Annotated in this window: 12 protein-coding genes; 7 read left to right on the forward strand and 5 right to left on the reverse strand. The window is 69.3% G+C overall.

Annotated features, from left to right (window positions below):
• On the reverse strand, positions 1-442 hold a 442-nt coding region (locus Aple_RS50585), incomplete at its 3' end, for a spherulation-specific family 4 protein (RefSeq protein ID WP_218038935.1).
• Between the two features lie 395 nt (positions 443-837).
• Here Aple_RS50585 and Aple_RS50590 point away from each other — a divergent pair.
• Positions 838-1,704 (forward strand): serine hydrolase, encoded by an 867-nt coding sequence (locus Aple_RS50590; protein WP_246265607.1) that lies wholly within the window; start codon positions 838-840, stop codon positions 1,702-1,704.
• Positions 1,705-1,748: 44 nt separating this feature from the next.
• On the opposite strand, the gene Aple_RS50595 is transcribed toward Aple_RS50590, so the two are convergent.
• From Aple_RS50595 to Aple_RS50610, 4 genes are all read right to left on the reverse strand, one after another.
• Positions 1,749-2,609 carry an LLM class F420-dependent oxidoreductase gene (locus tag Aple_RS50595; protein ID WP_170322070.1) on the reverse strand — a complete coding sequence of 287 codons (861 nt, stop codon included), beginning with the start codon at positions 2,607-2,609 and terminating at the stop codon, positions 1,749-1,751.
• Between the two features lie 163 nt (positions 2,610-2,772).
• Positions 2,773-7,596, reverse strand: a complete 4,824-nt coding sequence (locus Aple_RS50600) for a DNA repair ATPase (protein ID WP_155351967.1) — start codon at positions 7,594-7,596, stop codon at positions 2,773-2,775.
• Complete coding sequence (locus tag Aple_RS50605) at positions 7,593-9,668, reverse strand: flotillin family protein (protein ID WP_155351968.1); 2,076 nt, start codon at positions 9,666-9,668, stop codon at positions 7,593-7,595. Before Aple_RS50605 ends, Aple_RS50600 begins: the two co-directional genes overlap by 4 nt.
• Entirely contained in the window at positions 9,669-10,211 is a 543-nt protein-coding gene (locus Aple_RS50610; RefSeq protein ID WP_155351969.1) for a hypothetical protein, read from the reverse strand.
• 154 nt (positions 10,212-10,365) lie between these two features.
• Between Aple_RS50610 and Aple_RS50615 the strand changes: the two genes are divergently transcribed.
• From Aple_RS50615 to Aple_RS50640, 6 genes are all read left to right on the forward strand, one after another.
• The gene (locus Aple_RS50615; RefSeq protein WP_155351970.1) at positions 10,366-11,229 is read left to right on the forward strand and encodes an NAD(+)/NADH kinase; all 864 of its coding nucleotides are present in this window, start codon (positions 10,366-10,368) and stop codon (positions 11,227-11,229) included.
• Between the two features lie 88 nt (positions 11,230-11,317).
• Positions 11,318-11,722, forward strand: a complete 405-nt coding sequence (locus Aple_RS50620; protein WP_155351971.1) for a DUF485 domain-containing protein — start codon at positions 11,318-11,320, stop codon at positions 11,720-11,722.
• A gap of 1 nt (position 11,723) precedes the next feature.
• Positions 11,724-13,433 (forward strand): monocarboxylic acid transporter, encoded by a 1,710-nt coding sequence (locus Aple_RS50625; protein ID WP_155351972.1) that lies wholly within the window; start codon positions 11,724-11,726, stop codon positions 13,431-13,433.
• A 232-nt stretch (positions 13,434-13,665) separates the two neighbouring features.
• Positions 13,666-15,600 (forward strand): hypothetical protein, encoded by a 1,935-nt coding sequence (locus Aple_RS50630; protein WP_246265609.1) that lies wholly within the window; start codon positions 13,666-13,668, stop codon positions 15,598-15,600.
• A gap of 105 nt (positions 15,601-15,705) precedes the next feature.
• Positions 15,706-17,130 carry an aminotransferase-like domain-containing protein gene (locus Aple_RS50635; protein ID WP_170322071.1) on the forward strand — a complete coding sequence of 475 codons (1,425 nt, stop codon included), beginning with the start codon at positions 15,706-15,708 and terminating at the stop codon, positions 17,128-17,130.
• 167 nt (positions 17,131-17,297) lie between these two features.
• Positions 17,298-17,774, forward strand: a complete 477-nt coding sequence (locus tag Aple_RS50640; RefSeq protein WP_155351974.1) for a hypothetical protein — start codon at positions 17,298-17,300, stop codon at positions 17,772-17,774.
• The last annotated feature ends 78 nt before the right edge of the window (positions 17,775-17,852 follow it).

Raw genomic sequence — 17,852 nt, forward strand, 5'->3', positions numbered from 1 at the left:
GGGTGAAGGTGCGCAGGTCGCGGTAGCCGGGGGCGGAGGGGCAGTCGTCGGCGACCTCGTCTAGAAAGATCCCGGCCAGGCCGTGGGCACCGTACAGGCGATACCAGGCGGCGATCTCCTGCTGGGTCTGGGCCAGCCAGGCGGCGGAATCGGTCTCACCGAATCGAGTTACCCGCCCGGTTCTGCCCAGGTATGCGGTCGTCACGTAGCCGAGCACGGTGACGCCGCGCTCATGCGCCGCGCGCATGGCGTTCGCGAGCTCCAGATCGACGGTACGCCCCGGCCCGGACACCGGATTGGCCACCGCGATTCCCGGGCCGCTCAGACGATCCCAGGTCTCGGGCGCGAAATACGCCGGAATCCCCAGTAACTGACCGACTTCCGCGCTGGGAATCGGCTGCAATAACAGGACCAAAGATGCGATGACCCGCAGTAGCACCATGAGCACAGAAGGTTAGTGGCATAGGGCCGCTCCCCGAGCGAACAAACGAAAAGCCGGGCCGCCACCCAGACGAAACGCGCCTACGTTAGGGCGCTTACTGTCATCGATTGGCTTTCGACTGGACGCTTACCGTCCGTCGATGGACGACGGCTGGACGCTTACCGTCACCGAATGCCCTCGGCTGGGCACCTACCGTCCGTCGATGGGCGAGGGCTGGACGCGTACCGTTATCGATTGGCCTCGGCTGGCACCTGCCATACGTCGGTGGGCGACGGCTGGGCGCTTACATCATCAACTGGTCTCGGCTGGGGCGATTGCTGTCCATTGAGTGGCTGCGGGACCAAAAGTGGTTCATATCGGCGCGACGAATTCCGATCGTCGGCTAACTTTGGCGCGTGCGCCCGACCATGGTGGCCTCCGTTGCCCTACTTCTTGCCGCTCCCGCTGTCGCCGGCTGCGCGCCGGAGGCGGAAGTTCCGGTCGCGAAGGCGGCCTCGTTCGTCTCCGCGGCCACGCCATCGCCCTCCCCGACCGTGCGCAAGCCCGTGCTCGTTCCCAAGGGAGTGACCGCCGGATACGTGGTGTTCGACCGCGAACTCCGCAAGGTGACCGTCTTCCGGAACGTCCACAAACGGTTCCGTTCCGCCTCGGTGGTCAAGCTTCTTATCGCCATCGACCATCTGGAAGACGTCGCCAAGCCCGACCTCGCCCTGCTCCAGCCGATGCTCCGGGTCAGCGACGACAACGCGGCCACCGCCCTCTGGCGCCGCGGCGGCCAAGGCAAGATCATCCTCCGGATGACCAAGCGCATCGGCCTGACCGACACCAGCCCCCCACCCGCCGACAAGCCCGGCTTCTGGGGCTACACCGCCATCAGCGCCCTCGACATCGCCAAGGTCTACCGCTACATCCTCGAAAAGGCCGACCCCAAGGTCCGCTCCACCATCCTCACCCAGCTCCGCAACGCCGACCAATGCGGCAGCGACGGTTTCGACCAATATTTCGGCATCCCCCGAGCCGTCCCCAAACCCTGGGCCATCAAGCAAGGCTGGTCAGGCTACGGCTCCATCCCACCCTCCAAATGCGTCCGTGCCAGAACATCCTTCGCCGACATCGACTTCACCAACCCGGTCCTCCACACCACCGGCCTCCTCGGCAACCGCTACATCCTGGTCCTCCTCACCACCCAAACCACCCCCTGGCACGACGCAACCAAAAAGATCACCAAACTCACCAAGGACATCTACCGCGCGGCCCTCTAGCGCCCGGGCGGCCTGGTGGACCAAGGGCCGCGCGAACACGGTTCCTAACCGATGTCGGCGAGCCGGGGCGTGATGCGTTCGGCAAGCTGTTCGGCGAAGGCGACCGGGTGCCTGTCCGGCATCACCTGGATCTCGCTCACGCCCAGCTTGGCGTACTGCTTGGCGTCGGCCAAGAACGCGTCGGGGTCGTCCAGTATCGGGCCCATCGCCGCCACGGTCTTCTCGATGGCGTCGTAGTCGCGGTTCTCGGCGGCGCAGTGCGTGCGCAGCACCTCCAGCTTGCGGGCCACGTCGTCCACGTCGGTGGCGAACAGGTTGCAGGCATCGCCGTACCGGGCGACCAGCAGCAGTGTCTTCTTCTCACCGCCACCGCCGATCATGATCGGCAGGTGGCTGCGGCCCAGCGGGGCCGGGACGCACAGCGTCTCCTCCAGTTGGTAGTGCCGTCCCCGGTAAGGGCCGTTGTCGTCGCTCCACATCTGCCGGCAGATCTGGAGCGTCTCCTCCAGTCGCTCGAACCGCTCGGCGACCGGCACCACCGGCACGCCGAGGCCGCGCTGCTCGCGCTCGTACCATGAGGCGCCGATGCCGAGCGCCGCCCGACCGACCGACAGCACATCGAGCGTGGTGACGATCTTCGCCAGCAGGCCCGGATGCCGGTACATCACGCCGGTGACCAGCATCCGGAGCGTCATCCGCTCGGTCAGCGCCGCCACATACCCGAGCGTCGTGTAGCCCTCGAGCATCGGCTCCTCGGCACGCTCCATCTGGAAGTAGTGATCCATCACGCTGAACGAGGAGACCCCCGACTGCTCGGCGATCCGGGCGGTCTCCGCCAGCGTCAAGGCTATCTGTGCAGGATCGTCCGGAGTCGAGTAGTTCCAGTAGTGAAATCCGAGCTTCACGCCCAACCTCCCCATCGTTGCCGCGTCCCGAGGCCGGTGCGGCCAGGCCGCAAAACGATCGTATGCAGCTGGAGCTCACTCCAGGCAAGCTCTGGCAGCATCTGCTGGCCCGGCAGTGCCTGGCGCAGCACACCCGAATAACGGCGAGTAGCCAGTCGGGTTTCTAGGGGTCGTTTCTGGTTAAGGCCTTTTCGATGCCGGAGACGTGGTCGGCGAGGAGGCCGATGGCGCCGACCGCGCGGGTCATCGGGTCGTCGGTGGTGCCGCCGAGGGCGCGTTCGCGGAGGTAGCCTTCCTTCACTTCGGCCCAGCGGGCTGCCTGGGCGGGGGTGAGGGTGCCGCGTAGTTCGGCTAGTTTCAGGAGGTTTGATTCCGCGCCGGAGGTGAGGGTCTGGGCCTCGCCCAGGTAGTGGTCGTCGATCATGGCGTTGAGTTCGGTCTCGTTCATGACGGGGACGACGCGTTGGGCGAGTTTGTTCATGTTGCGGTAGGAGCCCTGGAGCAGGAACGGCGGTTCGGTACGGCTCGCGTCGGATTGCGCCGCGGAGGCGATGTAGGCGCGGTTGACCGCCAGGACGATCTCCTGGACGCGCAGGAGGTTGCGCAGGACGCCGAGGATCTGTTCCAGTTCGGTGGCGCCGTACGGGTGGTCGAGTTGGTCGGCGTTGCCTTCGCCGCGCGCGAGCCGTACCAGCTGGGAGATGTCGCCGCGGTCGGCGCCGGGGGCGAGGATGTCGTTGGAGGTCAGGGCGTTCTCGATGTAGCTGAGGGCGAAGAGGTCCTCCTTGCCGGACAGGACCTCGCCGAGGTTCCAGACGTCGGCGCGGTTGGCCAGCATGTCGGGAATGCGGAACCGCTGCCCCGACTCGGTGTACGGGTTGCCCGCCATGCACACCGCGAAACGTTTGCCCCGCAGGTCATAGGTCCGGGTGCGCCCGTTCCAGACGCCTTCCATGCGGCGCTGGGCGTCGCACAGCGAGATGAACTTCTGCAGCAGCTCCGGCGAGGTGTGCTGGATGTCGTCGAGGTAGAGCAGCACGTTGTTCCCGCATTCCAGCGCGAACGAGATCTTCTCGATCTCCTGTCTGGCGGTCGCGCCGGGCGCTTCGCCGGGATCCACCGAGGTCACCGCGTGCCCCAGCGCGGGCCCGTTGACCTTCACGAACACCAGGCCGAGACGGCTGGCGACATACTCCATCAGGGTCGTCTTGCCGTATCCGGGCGGCGAGATGAGCAACAACATGCCCATCTGGTCGGTACGGTTCCCATCCCCCAGCTGCTTCGCCAGGTTGTCCCCGATCAACGGCAGGTACACCTCGTCGAGCAGCCGATTGCGTACGAAGGCGTTCATGACGTTCGGCCGGAACTCCTCCAGCCGCAACCGCCGCCGCTCGGCCGCGACAAGCTCGCCACGCTGCCGCTGATACGCCCGGTACGCGGGCATACGCTCATCCCGGAACCGCCGGGTCCGCGCGAGAATCTCGTCCAGCCGGATCTCCAACCGCCGCCCTTCGATCCGGGGATGCGACCCCAGTAGCCCTTCGGCCGTCCCGCTCAACACCGCCGACGACTCCTGCCGCGGCAGGTCGCACAGCAGCACCGCGACAGCCTCCCGCAGCACGTCTCCCGATTCGACCGTCGCGGCGAACGACGTCAGCCAGGCCAGCGCGAGCTGGTACCGAGCCCGCAGGTCGAGCCCCGCCAGCTCGTCGGTGAGCGCCTTGACCCGCTCCGGCCCGAGCGAATTATGGAACTTGTCCAGGAATGAGCGGACTCCTGCGCTGGTCACGAACCCTTCCGCGGTATCGGCCAGCTCCTCGAAGAGGTAATCGGCGGCGCCGATCCCCACCGCCGACGCTGCTGACGGGCCGGCCGCACCCGGTGTCCCTGGTGCCGACGGGGCGGCCTGGTGGCCGGGAAGCCCAACAGAGCCCGCGAGCCCGGAATCAACGTGTGTTTCGGTGAAGGTGGTGATGGCCTCGGCGAGTTCCCTCTGGAGTTCCGCGATGGCCGAAGGGTTCCCGCCGAACATGTCCCGTGCCCGTGCGAGCGACCGCGCCCGCGTAGTCCACCGCTCGCGCCCCGCGGAATCCGTACCAAACACCCAGAAGAACTGAGCGGCGGCACGCGCCTCCGGCGGATACCGCAGCAGCCCGGCTCCGGCGTGCAGGCGCTGCACCACCTCCAGGATCGCGGCGGCGTCGTGGTCGTGCACCCCCCGCTCGTACCCTTCGTCGAAACGCTCTTCGGCGGCCCGCCGGACGAGGGCGAGCAGGTCGGGCTGGTCGGAAGCGGCGGCGAGGACCGAGGTGGCCAGGTGTTCGCCCCGGTAGACCTCGGCGGTCTCGGACACCAGCAGCTGGTTCCAGAACGGGCGAGTCGCCTCGAACGCCGGATCGGCGACGGGCGAACGGTAGTCGGTGCCGGTGATCGTGAACGACATGCCGCCTTCGTGCGGCACCAGGGTCAGATCGGCGGGCTGAGTGTTGACGGCGAAGCGATGCCGCCCGAGCTTCACCGCGTCGCCGTCGAACAGGTCGAGACGGTCACGCAGGGATCGCCCGGCCTCCTGGCGGGCGGCCCGGACGCGACCGTCGAGCTCCTCGGCCCGCACCTGGTCCCCGAGCTCGCGCAGTTCCTCGGCGACGGCACGCAGTTTGGCCACCATCGGATCGGCGGCGAAGTAGGTGTTGACCTCCTCCAGCGTCCCCAGCCCGGCCGAGCGACGCCGTACGCTCCCAAGGACGCGGTCCGCGGACTCGACGAGACGGTCAGCCCGGCGCGCCCGCTCGTCCAGCAGGGTCTGCTTGCGCGCCGAGAACGCCTCGTAGACGTCCTCCCGCTTCTGCTCCAACTGGGCCAGGAAGTCATCGAAGTCGGTAAAACGCGACTCCAGCCCCTCCAGCTGGAGCAGCAGCCGCCCGAGCTGCTCGTCGCAGCGTTCCGGCGTGTTCGCCCCGGCGAGCGCGGCGGCGACGGCCTGCCCGAGCAGCGCGAACTCGGCCGCGAAGGCCGCACGCCCCTCGCTGCCCAGCAGTTCGCGCCGGCGCGCCTCCAGCGTGGCCCGAGCCCGGTTGACCCCGGCCAGCACGGCCCCGATCTGCTCCAGGATGGCGGTCCGCACGGTGGCTTCGACCGTGAGCGTGCCGACCACTTCGACCAGCGTCTCCAGCCCGGTGGCCTGCCGGTCAAGCCGCTCGGTCACCGGCCCGGCCCCGGCCACGGTGGTGATCGCCTCCGCGTCGGCGGCCAGCCGGTTCACCTCGTCGTGGTAGCCGGTGAACGCGTCGGCGCCTTTCAGCTGGTCGACGACCCGCCCGGCGGTCCTGGCCAGCTCATCCGCGAGCCCCGCGGCCATGCCGTCCAGCCGGGCCAGGTCGATGTGCCGCCGCTCCCGCAACGTCACCAGATGCCCCTGCGCCCGCCGCAACTCGGCCAGCCGGGTCACCCCGTCCCCTTCGATGCCCTTGATCCGCGCGGCGGCCTCGTCCAGCGCCAGCACGGCCTGCGCGGTCAGCTCCTGCACGTTCTCGAACTCGTCGAGCACCTGCTCGGCGGTGGCCCGCAACGCCGTCAGCGGCTCCCGCAGCTCATGCTCGCCCAGCCAGTGATAGGCGTCGAACGCCCGCTCACACGCCGCGATCAGCGCCTCGAACACCGGCGCGGCGGGCGACATCTCCCGCACCATCCGCGTAATCGACAAACAATCGGAGATGCCCCGGACCAGCTCCCCGTTCCCGATCCGTTCCAACTGCCCGGTCCCGGTCGGCGCGGCCGCCTCCGTCGTGTACGGCGTCTGCCACACCTGCATCGGATGAACCCGAGTCGGCTCATCCGACACCGCCTTGAACACCACCAGCGTCCCGTCGTCGAACAACGAGTACCCATGGCAGGAGATCGGCGTCGCCACCTCCTTACGGATCACGTTGTACGGCAGCAGCAGCGACCGCCCCTCCTCCCGGGCATGAAAGACGTAAAGCACATCCTCCTCAGCCCGGATGACCCGCTCATACTCCAAGCTGGCCACATCGGTCTCAAAGGTCTTCACGACCCCGGTGGTCAGGTAGTAACCCCCCGGAAAGATAATCCCCTGATCCTCCGGCAGCCGCCGGCACGCCTGCCCGATCCCGTCCAGCCGCACGACCTCCCTGGTCCTGGTGTTGAACACCAGATACCGCCAGTCGCTCTCCTTGTACGGCCTGATCTTCAGCAACACCAGCGGCCCCACCCGCGCATGCCACACATCCGCGTCGGCCAGGCTCTGCAACGGCTCCGCGACCGGCTCGGTGTAGATGCCCTCCCCGGTCTCCGTATTGTTCTCGATCTTGATCGTGAGATCCCCGCCGACGGTCTCGACGAACAGCTCACCCCCGATCGAAATGTGCGGATGCCGCCCCAGCACATGATCGTCCCGCGTGGTCTCGACCCACTCGAAGTCATGCGCGGGCGGGAACACGTGATCGCGTTCCCCCCGGTTGTCCAGGTAGGTGAGCGTCCCGTCGTTGCCCACCGCCCACCGCAGCACCCGGATGTCCTGCGGCCCGGTCTGGAAGACCGCCAGCAGCCGTCCCTCGATCCGCCGCAGCTGCAGCAGCCGCGTCCCCTTGTAATACCGGTACAGCTCGCTGAAGTCCCGCTCGAACTGCGGGTCGGTGAACAGCCCTGGCGCGTCGTCGAACCGGTACGCGTCCCCGTCCCGCGAGAACCGGTGGAACGCGAACACGTCCGCCACGGCCGTCTGCGGCTTGAGCCCGATGAACACGTTGTACCCGAACACCATGGTGTCCCCGGCCGACACGATGTCCCTGGGCACGCAGTTGTTCTCGGTCCTGATCCGCTCGGTCCCGATCAGCCGCAACTCCGAACTGCCGAACACGCCCAGCCGCCGCTCGTTGAGCGCCTCCGCCGCCGTGGCCAACGCTCCGGCCTGCTCGGCCAGCCGGGCACGCAGGATCTCGTACGTGCCCGCGTCCAGATTGACGGTCACGACTTCGCGGGGGCGAGCGCGGCCACCGGCGCCTCGGCAAGCCCGAGCCGCTGCGCGGTGCCGAGCAGCTCACGCAGCTTGTCGGCGTCCGCGCCGCCGGACTGGATGAGCTTGACCAGGAACGCCGACAACGTCAGATTCCGCACGTCCGCGCTGTCCACCCCACCGACGATCTTCGCCAGATCGTCGGCCAGGCTCCCAGACCCGTTCAGGTACGGCTCCGCGATCGCCCGCGCCGCCTCCGAGCTGTCCAGGAACCCGTCCACGCTCTTGCCCAGCGCCACCGACCCGACCAGCTTGTCCAGGAACATGGAGTCCCCGCCGACGATGTCGATGTTGGCCTTCTGCAGTCCGGCGGAGAGCACGGCCGCCTGCGACTCGGCCACCTCGCGGTGCGCCTTGACCCCGGCCAGCCGGATCTCCTTCTCGGCCTCCAGCCGCAGCCGGTATTCCTCGTGCCCCCGGCTGGCGTCGGTCATGGCGGCCATCGCGGCGGCCTTCTCGGTGAGACCCTCGGCCTCGGCCTTCAGCTTCTCCCCCACCATCATGGCGGCCGACAGCGCCTTGGCCTGCTCGCCGTCCGCCTCGGCCTTCAGCCGCTCCCGGGTGCCTTCGGCGCTGGCCAGCGCCATCTCCCGGTCCACCGCGGCCTGCGCCCGGCCCACCTTCTCGATGGCGACCGCGTCCCGCTCCTTGACCTGCACCTCGGCCAGCCCGGTGGCGGCCGCCTCGGCCTGCACGCCCTCGGCCAGCCGGATCTTGGCGCGGGCGTCCAGCTCGGCGGCCTGCTGCCGGGCCTCGGCCAGCACCAGCTCCTCGCGGGCCCGGAACTTGGCGGCCTGCTCGGCGGCCTCGGCCGCCTTGATGTCCTTGACCAGGTTCTCCTGGGCTTCGGCCTCGGCGCCGATGATGACGGCCTGGCGGGTGCGCTCGGCCTCCTCCACCACGCGCAGCCGCTTGATGTTCTCCTCCTGCTCGGCCACCGTCTTGTCCACGGCGATGCGCTCCCGCATCACCTCGGCGATGGCCCGCTTCTCGACCTCGAGCTCCTTGTCCTTGGCGATCCTGGACAGCTCGGTCTCCCGGTCCCTGGCGATCACTTCAAGCAGGCGGTCCTTCTCGATCCGCTCGCTCTCGATGGCGATGACCCGCTCGCGGTTCTTCTGCGCGACCGCGATCTCCCGGTCCCGGTTCTCCCGCTGGATGCCCAACTGCTCGTCGGTCTTCACGGCCGCGGCCTCGGCCTTGAGGCGCTCCTCGGCGCGGACCTTGGCGGTCTCCGCCTCCTCGCGGGCCTGCATGGTCTCGACCTCGCGCTTCTGCTTGGTCTCCGCGTCGGCCTGGCGGCGTTCCAGCTCCAGGATGGCCTCCCGGGCGTCCACGTTCTGCCGGGTGATCTCCTTCTCCTCGTTGCGCTGGAACTCGTTGGTGCGCACGTGCTCGATCGCGGTCAGCTCGGTGATCTTGCGGATGCCCTGGGCGTCCAGGATGTTGGCCGGGTCCAGCTTGGCCAGCGGGGTCTGCTCCAGGTAGTCGATGGCCGCGTCCTCCAGGCTGTAGCCGTTGAGGTCGGTGCCGATGACGCGCAGGATCTGGTCGCGGAACTCGTCCCGCTTCGTGTAGAGGTCCACGAAGTCCAGGTGCTTGCCGACGGTCTTGAGCGCCTCGGAGAACTTGGCGTTGAACAGCGTCTGCAGGGTGCCCTCGTCGCTGGCCCGGGCGGTGCCGATGGCCTGGGCGACCTTCACCACGTCCTCGGCGGTCTTGTTGACCCGGACGAAGAAGGTGATCCGGATGTCGGCCCTGATGTTGTCCCGGCAGATCAGCCCCTCGTTGCCGGACCGCTCGATCTCGATGGTCTTCACCGAGATGTCCATCACCTCGGCCTTGTGCACCACCGGGAGGACCACCGCGCCGGTGAACGTCACGTCCACCCGGCGCACCTTGGAGACGATCAGCGCCTTACCTTGCTCGACCTTGCGAAACAGGCGGCTGATGACGAACACCAGGCCGATGACGATCAGCAGGACGACGGCGAGTAAGATCCCGGCGCCGGCGGAGATGACATCCATCTACAGTTCCCCCTCGTAGGGCATGACCCAGAAGAACTCGCCTTCCGCGTCATAGTCGAAGATCAGTGCGGTTCCGCCCGCGCGGAAGGTGTCGGTGCCGGTCTGGCGGACCTGGATCACCGCGGAGGAGCCGTCCTCGGCGTGGACTTCGGCTTGGCCGAAATCCCGGGTGACGGTGCTGGTCCGCAGGACGCAGGTGCGGCCGACGAAGTCCGTACGGGAAGGTGCCTTGGCCGCGGGCAGCGCTTTGCGCACGGCGGTCAGCAGCAGGCGCCCGCTCAGCCAGCCCCCGGCCAGCGCGACGGCGAGCGCGGCGGTCCTGGCCAGGCCGCCGGTGAACAGGGCCGTTCCGGCCAGGGTGACGAACCAGGCGACGGCGACGAAGAGCGAGACCGCGGCGGCCACCGGCACGCTCAGGAGCTCATCGTCGTCCAGCCCGACCACGCCGGTCACCACCAGCACCCAGAACACCAGCACGACCAGCAGCGCGAACGTGAAAAGGACGGCCGGAAACTCCAGCGCCGTCTGCACCAGTTCGCCCATCAAGCCTCCAGCCGCCACCAAGCCCCCTAGGCAGCTGAACGTGAAATCTAGCTATACAGGTTCCGGAGATCAATATTTCCGCACATATCAGTCCGAAAGCGGGCCGTGCGCGCCAGACAAGCACCCGCGAGCCCGCCCCGCCTACAGTTGCCGCATGGGCATGGTGAGCACGGTCGGCATTGTCCTGCACCCGCGGCGGGACTCCAGGGAAGCCATCGAGACGATCATCGACTGGGCCCGCGCCCGCCAGGTGACCGTGCTCGGCCTGCGGGAGGAGGTCGACCGCATCGACTGCAGCGCGGTCGCGGTGGACGCGGCCTCGCTGGCGGGCCGGTCCAACCTCCTGGTCAGCCTGGGCGGCGACGGGACGATGCTGCGCGCGATGCGCCTCAACGCCGGCCGCAGCACCCCCGTGCTCGGCGTCAACCTCGGCAAGCTCGGCTTCCTCGCCGAGATCGACGTACGGGAGCTGCCGCCCGCGCTCTCCGCCATCGACAACCGGCAGTACACGATCGAGCCGAGAATGGCCGTCCAGGCCATGCTGCCCGGCATCGGCGCGGTGCGCGCGTTCAACGACATCGCCCTGGTCCGCACCCCCGGCGACGGCCTGGCGGCCGTGTCGGTCTCGGTGGAGGGCAACCCGTTCGTCCGGCTCGCCGCCGACGCGGTGATCGTGGCCACCTCGACGGGCTCCACCGCCTACTCCTTCTCGGCCGGCGGCCCGATCGTCTCGCCGACGGTGGAAGGCTTCCTGGTGGTGCCCGCCGCCGCCCACTCCACCTTCAACCGGGCCCTGGTGCTGTCCATCGACGAGGAGGTCACCCTGGACGTGCTGCCCTCCAGCGGACGCCTCGCCGTCGAGGTGGACGGCCAGATCGCGGGCTACCTGACCCCCGGCCAGTCGGTCACGGTGAGCGCCCAGCGTTCGGCCGCCCATGTCGTACGGCTCGGCACCACCACCTTCTACGAGCGCGCCCGCCGCAAGCTCCGGGTGAGCGGCAGCGCCGAAGCCGACTAGATTTTTCCGGAAAACACCAGCACCCACCCCAATCGTTTGGTTTCGTTATGGAGTGACATAGGCACACAGGGTGACAACGGAGGGCCGGATGGCCGAAGACCCGCGCACGTCGGCCGTCCCCGGCGGGGAGTTCACCGCCCTCGCCCACGACCACCGGTTCCACCTGCTCAAGGCCCGGTTCCGGCGGCTGGCCACCACCCTCGTCGCCGCCTTCCTCGGCTGGTACTTCCTCTACATCGCGCTGTCGGCGTTCGCCCGCGACTTCATGGCCCGCCCCGCCTTCGGCCACATCAACATGGCGCTCCTGCTCGGCGTCCTGCAGTTCGTCTCCACCTTCGTACTGGCCTGGCGCTACACCCGCTACGCCCGCCGCATGCTCGACCCCCTCTCCGCGCAGCTCCGCGACGAGGCGCGACGCCGCCAGGCCGAACGCGAGCACATCGAGCAGGTCATGGCCGAGCGCCGGCGCATCGAGAACTGGACGAGGGGCTGACATGCCGGGCGACGGGCGGTTCCTGACCTTCGGCCTGTTCCTGGTGTTCATCCTGATCACCCTCGGCATCACCGTCTGGGCCCGGGCCAACACCCGGGGCGCCGAGGACTTCTACGCCGGCGGCCGGGCCTTCTCGGGACCGCAGAACGGCCTGGCCCTGGCCGGGGACTACATGTCCGCCGCGTCCTTCCTCGGCATCGCCGGCATCATCGCCCTGTCCGGCTACGACGGCTTCCTCTACTCCATCGGCTTCCTGGTCGCCTGGCTGCTCACCCTGCTGCTGGTCGAGCTGATGCGCAACGCGGGCCGCTTCACCATGGCCGACGTGCTCTCCTACCGGGCCAGGCGGCAGCCCCGGGTGCGCACCGCCGCCGCCGTCTCCACGGTCACCGTCTCGGTCTTCTACCTGCTGGCCCAGATGGTCGGCGCGGGCGCGCTGGTCTCGCTGCTGCTCGGCATCCACCCCGGCGAGAGCTTCCTCGGCCTGTCCGCCGGGGCCGCCAAGGTGCTCACCATCATCGTCGTCGGCCTGATGATGGTCTTCTACGTCACCTACGGCGGGATGAAGGGCACCACCTGGGTGCAGATCATCAAAGCCGTGCTGCTGATGGCGGGCACGCTCGTGCTCACCGTGCTCGTGCTCGCCCGGTTCGGCTTCAACCTGAGCGACATGCTCGGCGCCGCCGCCAAGGCCAGCGGCCGGGCCGCCGACTTCCTCCAGCCCGGCCTCAAGTACGGCAAGGAGATCGAGGGCGACCCGCTGCGCACGCTGATCAACAAGCTGGACTTCATCAGCCTGGCCGTCGCCCTCGTGCTCGGCACCGCCGGGCTCCCCCACATCGTCAGCCGGTTCTTCACCGTCCCCGACGCCCGCGCCGCCCGCACCTCCGTCAACTGGGCCATCGGTCTGGTCGGCGTCTTCTACCTGATGACGCTGGCGCTCGGCTTCGGCGCCACCGCCGTGGTCGGCCAGGCCGCCATCGCCGCCCAGGACCCGGCGGGCAACACCGCCGCCCTGCAGCTGGCGCACACCCTCGGCGAGTTCGCCGGCGGCCCGATCGGCGGCGACATCCTGCTCGCCTTCGTCGGCGCCGTCGCCTTCGCCACCATCCTGGCCGTGGTCTCCGGCCTGGTCCTGGCCTCCTCCACCTCGCTGGCGCACGACTACTTCGGGCACGTGCTGATGTTCGGCCGGCCGCGCGAGTCGCAGGAGGTCGCGGTGGCCCGGTTCGCCGCCTTCCTGGTCGGCGCGCTCGCCGTGGTGCTCGCGGTGGTGGCCCGCAACCTGAACGTGGCCTTCCTGGTGGCGCTCGCGTTCGCGATGGCCGCCTCCGCCAACCTGCCCGCCATCGTGCTGTCGCTGTTCTGGAAGCGGTTCAACTCCACCGGGGTGGTGGCCGGCATCTATGGCGGCCTGTCCGGTTCGCTGCTGCTGATGGCGCTGTCGCCGGTGGTCTCCGGCAAGGTCGACCCGGACACCGGAGCCAGCCTGTCGCTGCTCCCCGCCGGGGTGGACTTCCACGTGTTCCCGCTGGAGAACCCCGGCCTGGTGTCGATCCCGTTCGGGTTCCTGTGCGCGGTCGCGGGCACCCTTCTCAGCCGGGAACAGGCCGACCAGGAGCGCTACGACGAGCTCTCGGTCCGCGCGCTGACCGGGACCGGCTCGCATCGCGCCGCCCGCCGGGCGGGGAAACGTCCGTCAGGGAGATAACCCCGCAGGCTGAACCAGCCGCGCTCGCGGACCGTTGTGACCAGCGAGAGTTCTGCTGCGCCGACCTGGCAACAACCTGGCAACTACAGAACCTCACCCTGGTAGGGCGTTCCATTCCGTTCCATCACGTGTCACGGAACTCGGTGTGAGCAAGCGGCCGTCAAGGAACGTGCAAGCGGTCACTTGTCTCATACAGGGGGACCGAAATCGAGCTGCAGGATGAGAGGAAGCCGTGAGCTTGGTACAGGGGCTGGAGACCTACTCAGCCGACTTCGGCGACGGCATCGAATTCACACTCGTCGCCGGGGAACGAGCGCTGTATGTGGACGGCGACCTGCAGGCGGCACGGCGGTGGTTCGACGACGCCTACCGGATGGCGCAGGGCGAGAACAACGCCCCCGCGATGGCCCGCGCCGCCCTCGGGCTCGGCGGGGTCTGGGTGCACGAGCACCGCACCACCGTGGAAGCCGGCCTGATCCGGATGCGCCAGCGGCACGCCCTGTCCGCCATCGACCCGCGATCGACGCTGGCGCTGCGGCTGCGCGCCCGGCTCGCCGGCGAGGAGGACTACCGCACCGCGGAGCACGCCGCCATCATCAAGATCGTCGCAGAGGCCCGCCGCGCCGGGGACACGCAGGCCCTCGCCGAGGCGCTCAGCCTCGCCCACCACTGCCTGCTCGCGCCCGAGCACGGCATGCTCCGCGCCGACCTGGCCGAGGAGCTGGTCTCGACGGCCGGGAGCACCGGCCGCCGCGGCGACCTGCTGATGGGCCTGCTCTGGCAGACCGTGGACCGCTTCATGGCCGCCGACCCGCACGCCGAGCGCGCCCTCGAGGAGCTGCGCTCCCGCCTCGACCTGCACGACAACCGCGCCGTCGGCTTCGTGGTGAGCGCCATCGACGTCATGCTCGCCATCCGCACCGGCCGCTTCGGCCACGCCGAGAACCTCGCCAACGTGGCCGCCGAGCGCGGCGCCGTGGCCGGCGACGTCGACACCACCGGCTGGTACGGCGGCCAGCTCGGCACCATCCGCTGGTACCAGGGCCGCATCGCCGAACTGGTCCCGGTGCTGCTGGAGATGGTCAACTCGCCGATGCTGAGCGCCGTCGACAACTCCTACTTCGCGGCCCTCGCGGTCGCCTCGGCCGCCAAGGGCGACAAGCGCCTGGCCGCCGGCATGCTGGCCCGGCTGCGCGGCCGCGACCTGGCCGACCTGCCCCGCTCCAGCAGCTGGCTGTCCACCATGTACGGCATCGTGGAAGCCGCCCACCTGCTTGACGACGCCGAGACCTCGGCCGAGGCCTACCAGCTGCTGGCCCCGTTCGCCCGGCTGCCCGTGATCGTCAGCCTGGGCGTCTCCTGCTTCGGCTCGACCCGGCACGCGCTCGGCGTTGCCAGCCTCACCGTCGGCGACCTGGACCGGGCGGTGGATCATCTGCGCGGTGCCGTACAGGACAATCTGGCGCTCGGGCACTGGCCGGCGGCGGTCCTGTCGCGATGGCGGCTCGGACAGGCGCTGGCGCGGCGGAACGGCCCGAACGACGACGCCGCCCGGGAGATGGCGCTGGCGACCGAGGAGGCGGCCGAGCTCGGCATGGTGCTGCCGTCGGTGCCCGAGTCACGCGCCCCGATCAAGTCCAAGGACGTCGGCAAGTGCCGCCGGCACGGACGGCACTGGCAGATCGACCTGAACGGGCGGACCGTGCTGGTCGACCACAGCGTCGGCATGCGCCACCTGGCCACCCTGATCGCCAACCCCGGCTGCGAGATCCGGGCCACCGACCTGGCCGCCGGGCCCGGCATGATCGACGGCGAGACCGAGACCGCGCAGCCCGTCCTGGACGAGCAGGCCAAGCGCACCTACAAGCAGCGGCTCGCCCAGCTGCAGGCCGAGATCGACGAGCTGGAGTCGCAGCACGACCTCGGCCGGACCGAGACGCTGCGCGCCGAGCGGGACTGGCTGGTGGACGAGCTGGCCGCGGCCACCGGCATGAGCGGGCGGGTGCGCCGGTTCACCGGCAGCGAGGAGCGGGCCAGGATCGCGGTGGGCAAGGCCATCAGGCGCGCCCTGGCCCGGATCACCGAAGCCGACCCGATCATCGGCGACGAGCTGCGCACCACCGTACAAACCGGTTTGCGCTGCTGCTACCGCCCCGCAGATCGATGAGGTTCCACCGGATGGAACGGGATGTCACGCCTTCCTCATGAGGGGGCAGCCGATGAGGGCGGCCCACCGCCGTCATCGGCGCCGCTTCGCGAACGGGGGGACAGGATGCGCAACCCGCAAGGACTACGCGTACCCATCCGAGTAGACCGACACCTGCCCACACCGCTCCACGACCAGATGGCCCACCAGCTCCGGCAGGCCATCGACTCCGGCCAGCTGGCCGCGGGCACCCGCATGCCGTCCACCCGGACCATGGCGGACGTGCTCCAGGTCTCCCGCGGAGTCGCGCTGGCCGCCTACGAACTCCTGTTCGCCGACGGCTACGTCACCGGCAAACACGGCTCCGGCACCTACGTCGCGATACGCACCCCCGCCGACGACCCCGGCGCGCCCCGAGCCACGACCCCCGCCCCCGCGCAGGGCCCGGTCGACCTGACCCCCGGCCAGCCCACCTCCGAGGCGTTCCCGATCGCCGCCTGGCGCGCCGCCTGGCGCCGCGCCAGCCACCACGCCCCGCCCATCGACGAGCCACCCGCCGCCGGCCTGCCCGAACTGCGCTACGCCATCACCGCACTGCTCCGCGACACCCGCGGCCTCGTCCTCGACCACCACGAGGTCATCGTCGTCTCCGGGCACGCCGAAGCGCTCCGCCTGGCCCTCCCCGGCGCCGGCGACCGCCCCGTGACCATCGGCCTCGAAAACCCCGCACCCCCCGAATTCCGCAACGCGATCGCCCGGCACGCCACCGTGCTCCCCATCCCCGTCGACGGCGCAGGCGCCCGCGCCGACCTGATCCCACCCGGCTGCGACGCCGTCATCGTCACCCCAGAACGCAACGACCCGCTCGGCGCCCGCATGTCCATCGACCGCCGCCACACCCTCTCCACCTGGGCCGCCGACCACAACGCCCTGATCATCGAACCCGCCTTCGACGGCGTCTTCAACCCCAGCATCAACCCCCGCCCCAGCGTGCTGGCCATCGACCCCTCCCGCACGATCATGTACGGCTCGTTCCGCGACCTGCTCACCCCCACACTGCGCCTCGCCTTCCTGATCGTCCCCCAGCACCTGGCCGCCGGCATCGAGGCACGGCTGCCCTACGGCCCCGAGCCGCCATCCCACATGTGCCAGCAGGTAGCCGCCGACCTGCTCAGAGCCGGCTGCCCCACCCGCCGCGTAGACCGCCTCTCCAGCCTCTACGCCCAACGCCGCACCCTGCTCCACCAGTCCCTCGGCGCCTACCCCGACACCAGCCTCCTCGGCTCCGACACCGGCTCCGCCGCCACCCTCCTCCTACCCCCCGCACTCCCCGCCCCCCGCCTGACCCACACCCTCCGCGACCGCGGCGTCATCGTCACCACCCTCGCCGACTACTACCACCCCCACACCCACCCCAAGAACGGCATCGTCCTCGGCTACGGCCACCTCGACGAGGTGACCCTCCGCCGCGCCCTCCGCACCCTCACCACCACCCTCGACGACCAAGGCCTCGCCCGCCGCACCGCAGGCCGCACCAGAACAGTGGCTTAACGCGGAAGGTGAGTCCAAGCGGTAGGAGTCGACCCCGTCACCTGGGGCCGACTCCCTCGCTTACACGCCCCGCCCGACCGAGCACAGCGCCACATTCGCCTGCCCTCTCTGGTGCCATAGCTGCGATACCGCCCGCCACGCCAAGGCATTTCGATAAGGTCCGATCTGTGAAGCTGACTTCCCGGGTCGCGGTGATTGGCGTCTGTTTCGCCTTACTGACCGGGTGCTCGGGACCGGAACCGCAGACTCTCGAATCCGCTACACAGAATCTGATCAGCGATGGTAACGAGTTACTTTCGTCGCCCCTGGTCCAGCGAGCGGGAGTGCTGCGCGTAACGGAGAAGGCCGAGAAGTCCAAGGACACCGCCTGCGTGCCCGGCACGACACAACGCTTCTTTCGCGCGCAAGGAAACTTCGCCCGCCCTGGTGAGCAGACCCCGCTCAGCGCGGCCGGCCTCGTCTACGCCAAACTGCTGGGGATGGATTACAACCGGCTGGTCGACGAACTGGACTTCTTCGACGACAACCTGACGGTGGTGGTGATGCACCGGCCGGAATCGGGCATCACATTCCTTGTCGCAGCACGGCCCACGAAACCCAACATCTTGATCGTCGGCAAGACGGACTGCCTTGAGCCCCGCTGAAAGTCAGCCTCCACGCGCCTCGAGAGCCCTCACCAAGGCCGGATAGAGCCGGCCGCGAAACGCCTGCCGCAGTTGCTC

Origin of the sequence: Acrocarpospora pleiomorpha (genome assembly GCF_009687885.1) — a bacterium.
In the GTDB taxonomy this organism is placed as follows: domain Bacteria; phylum Actinomycetota; class Actinomycetes; order Streptosporangiales; family Streptosporangiaceae; genus Acrocarpospora; species Acrocarpospora pleiomorpha.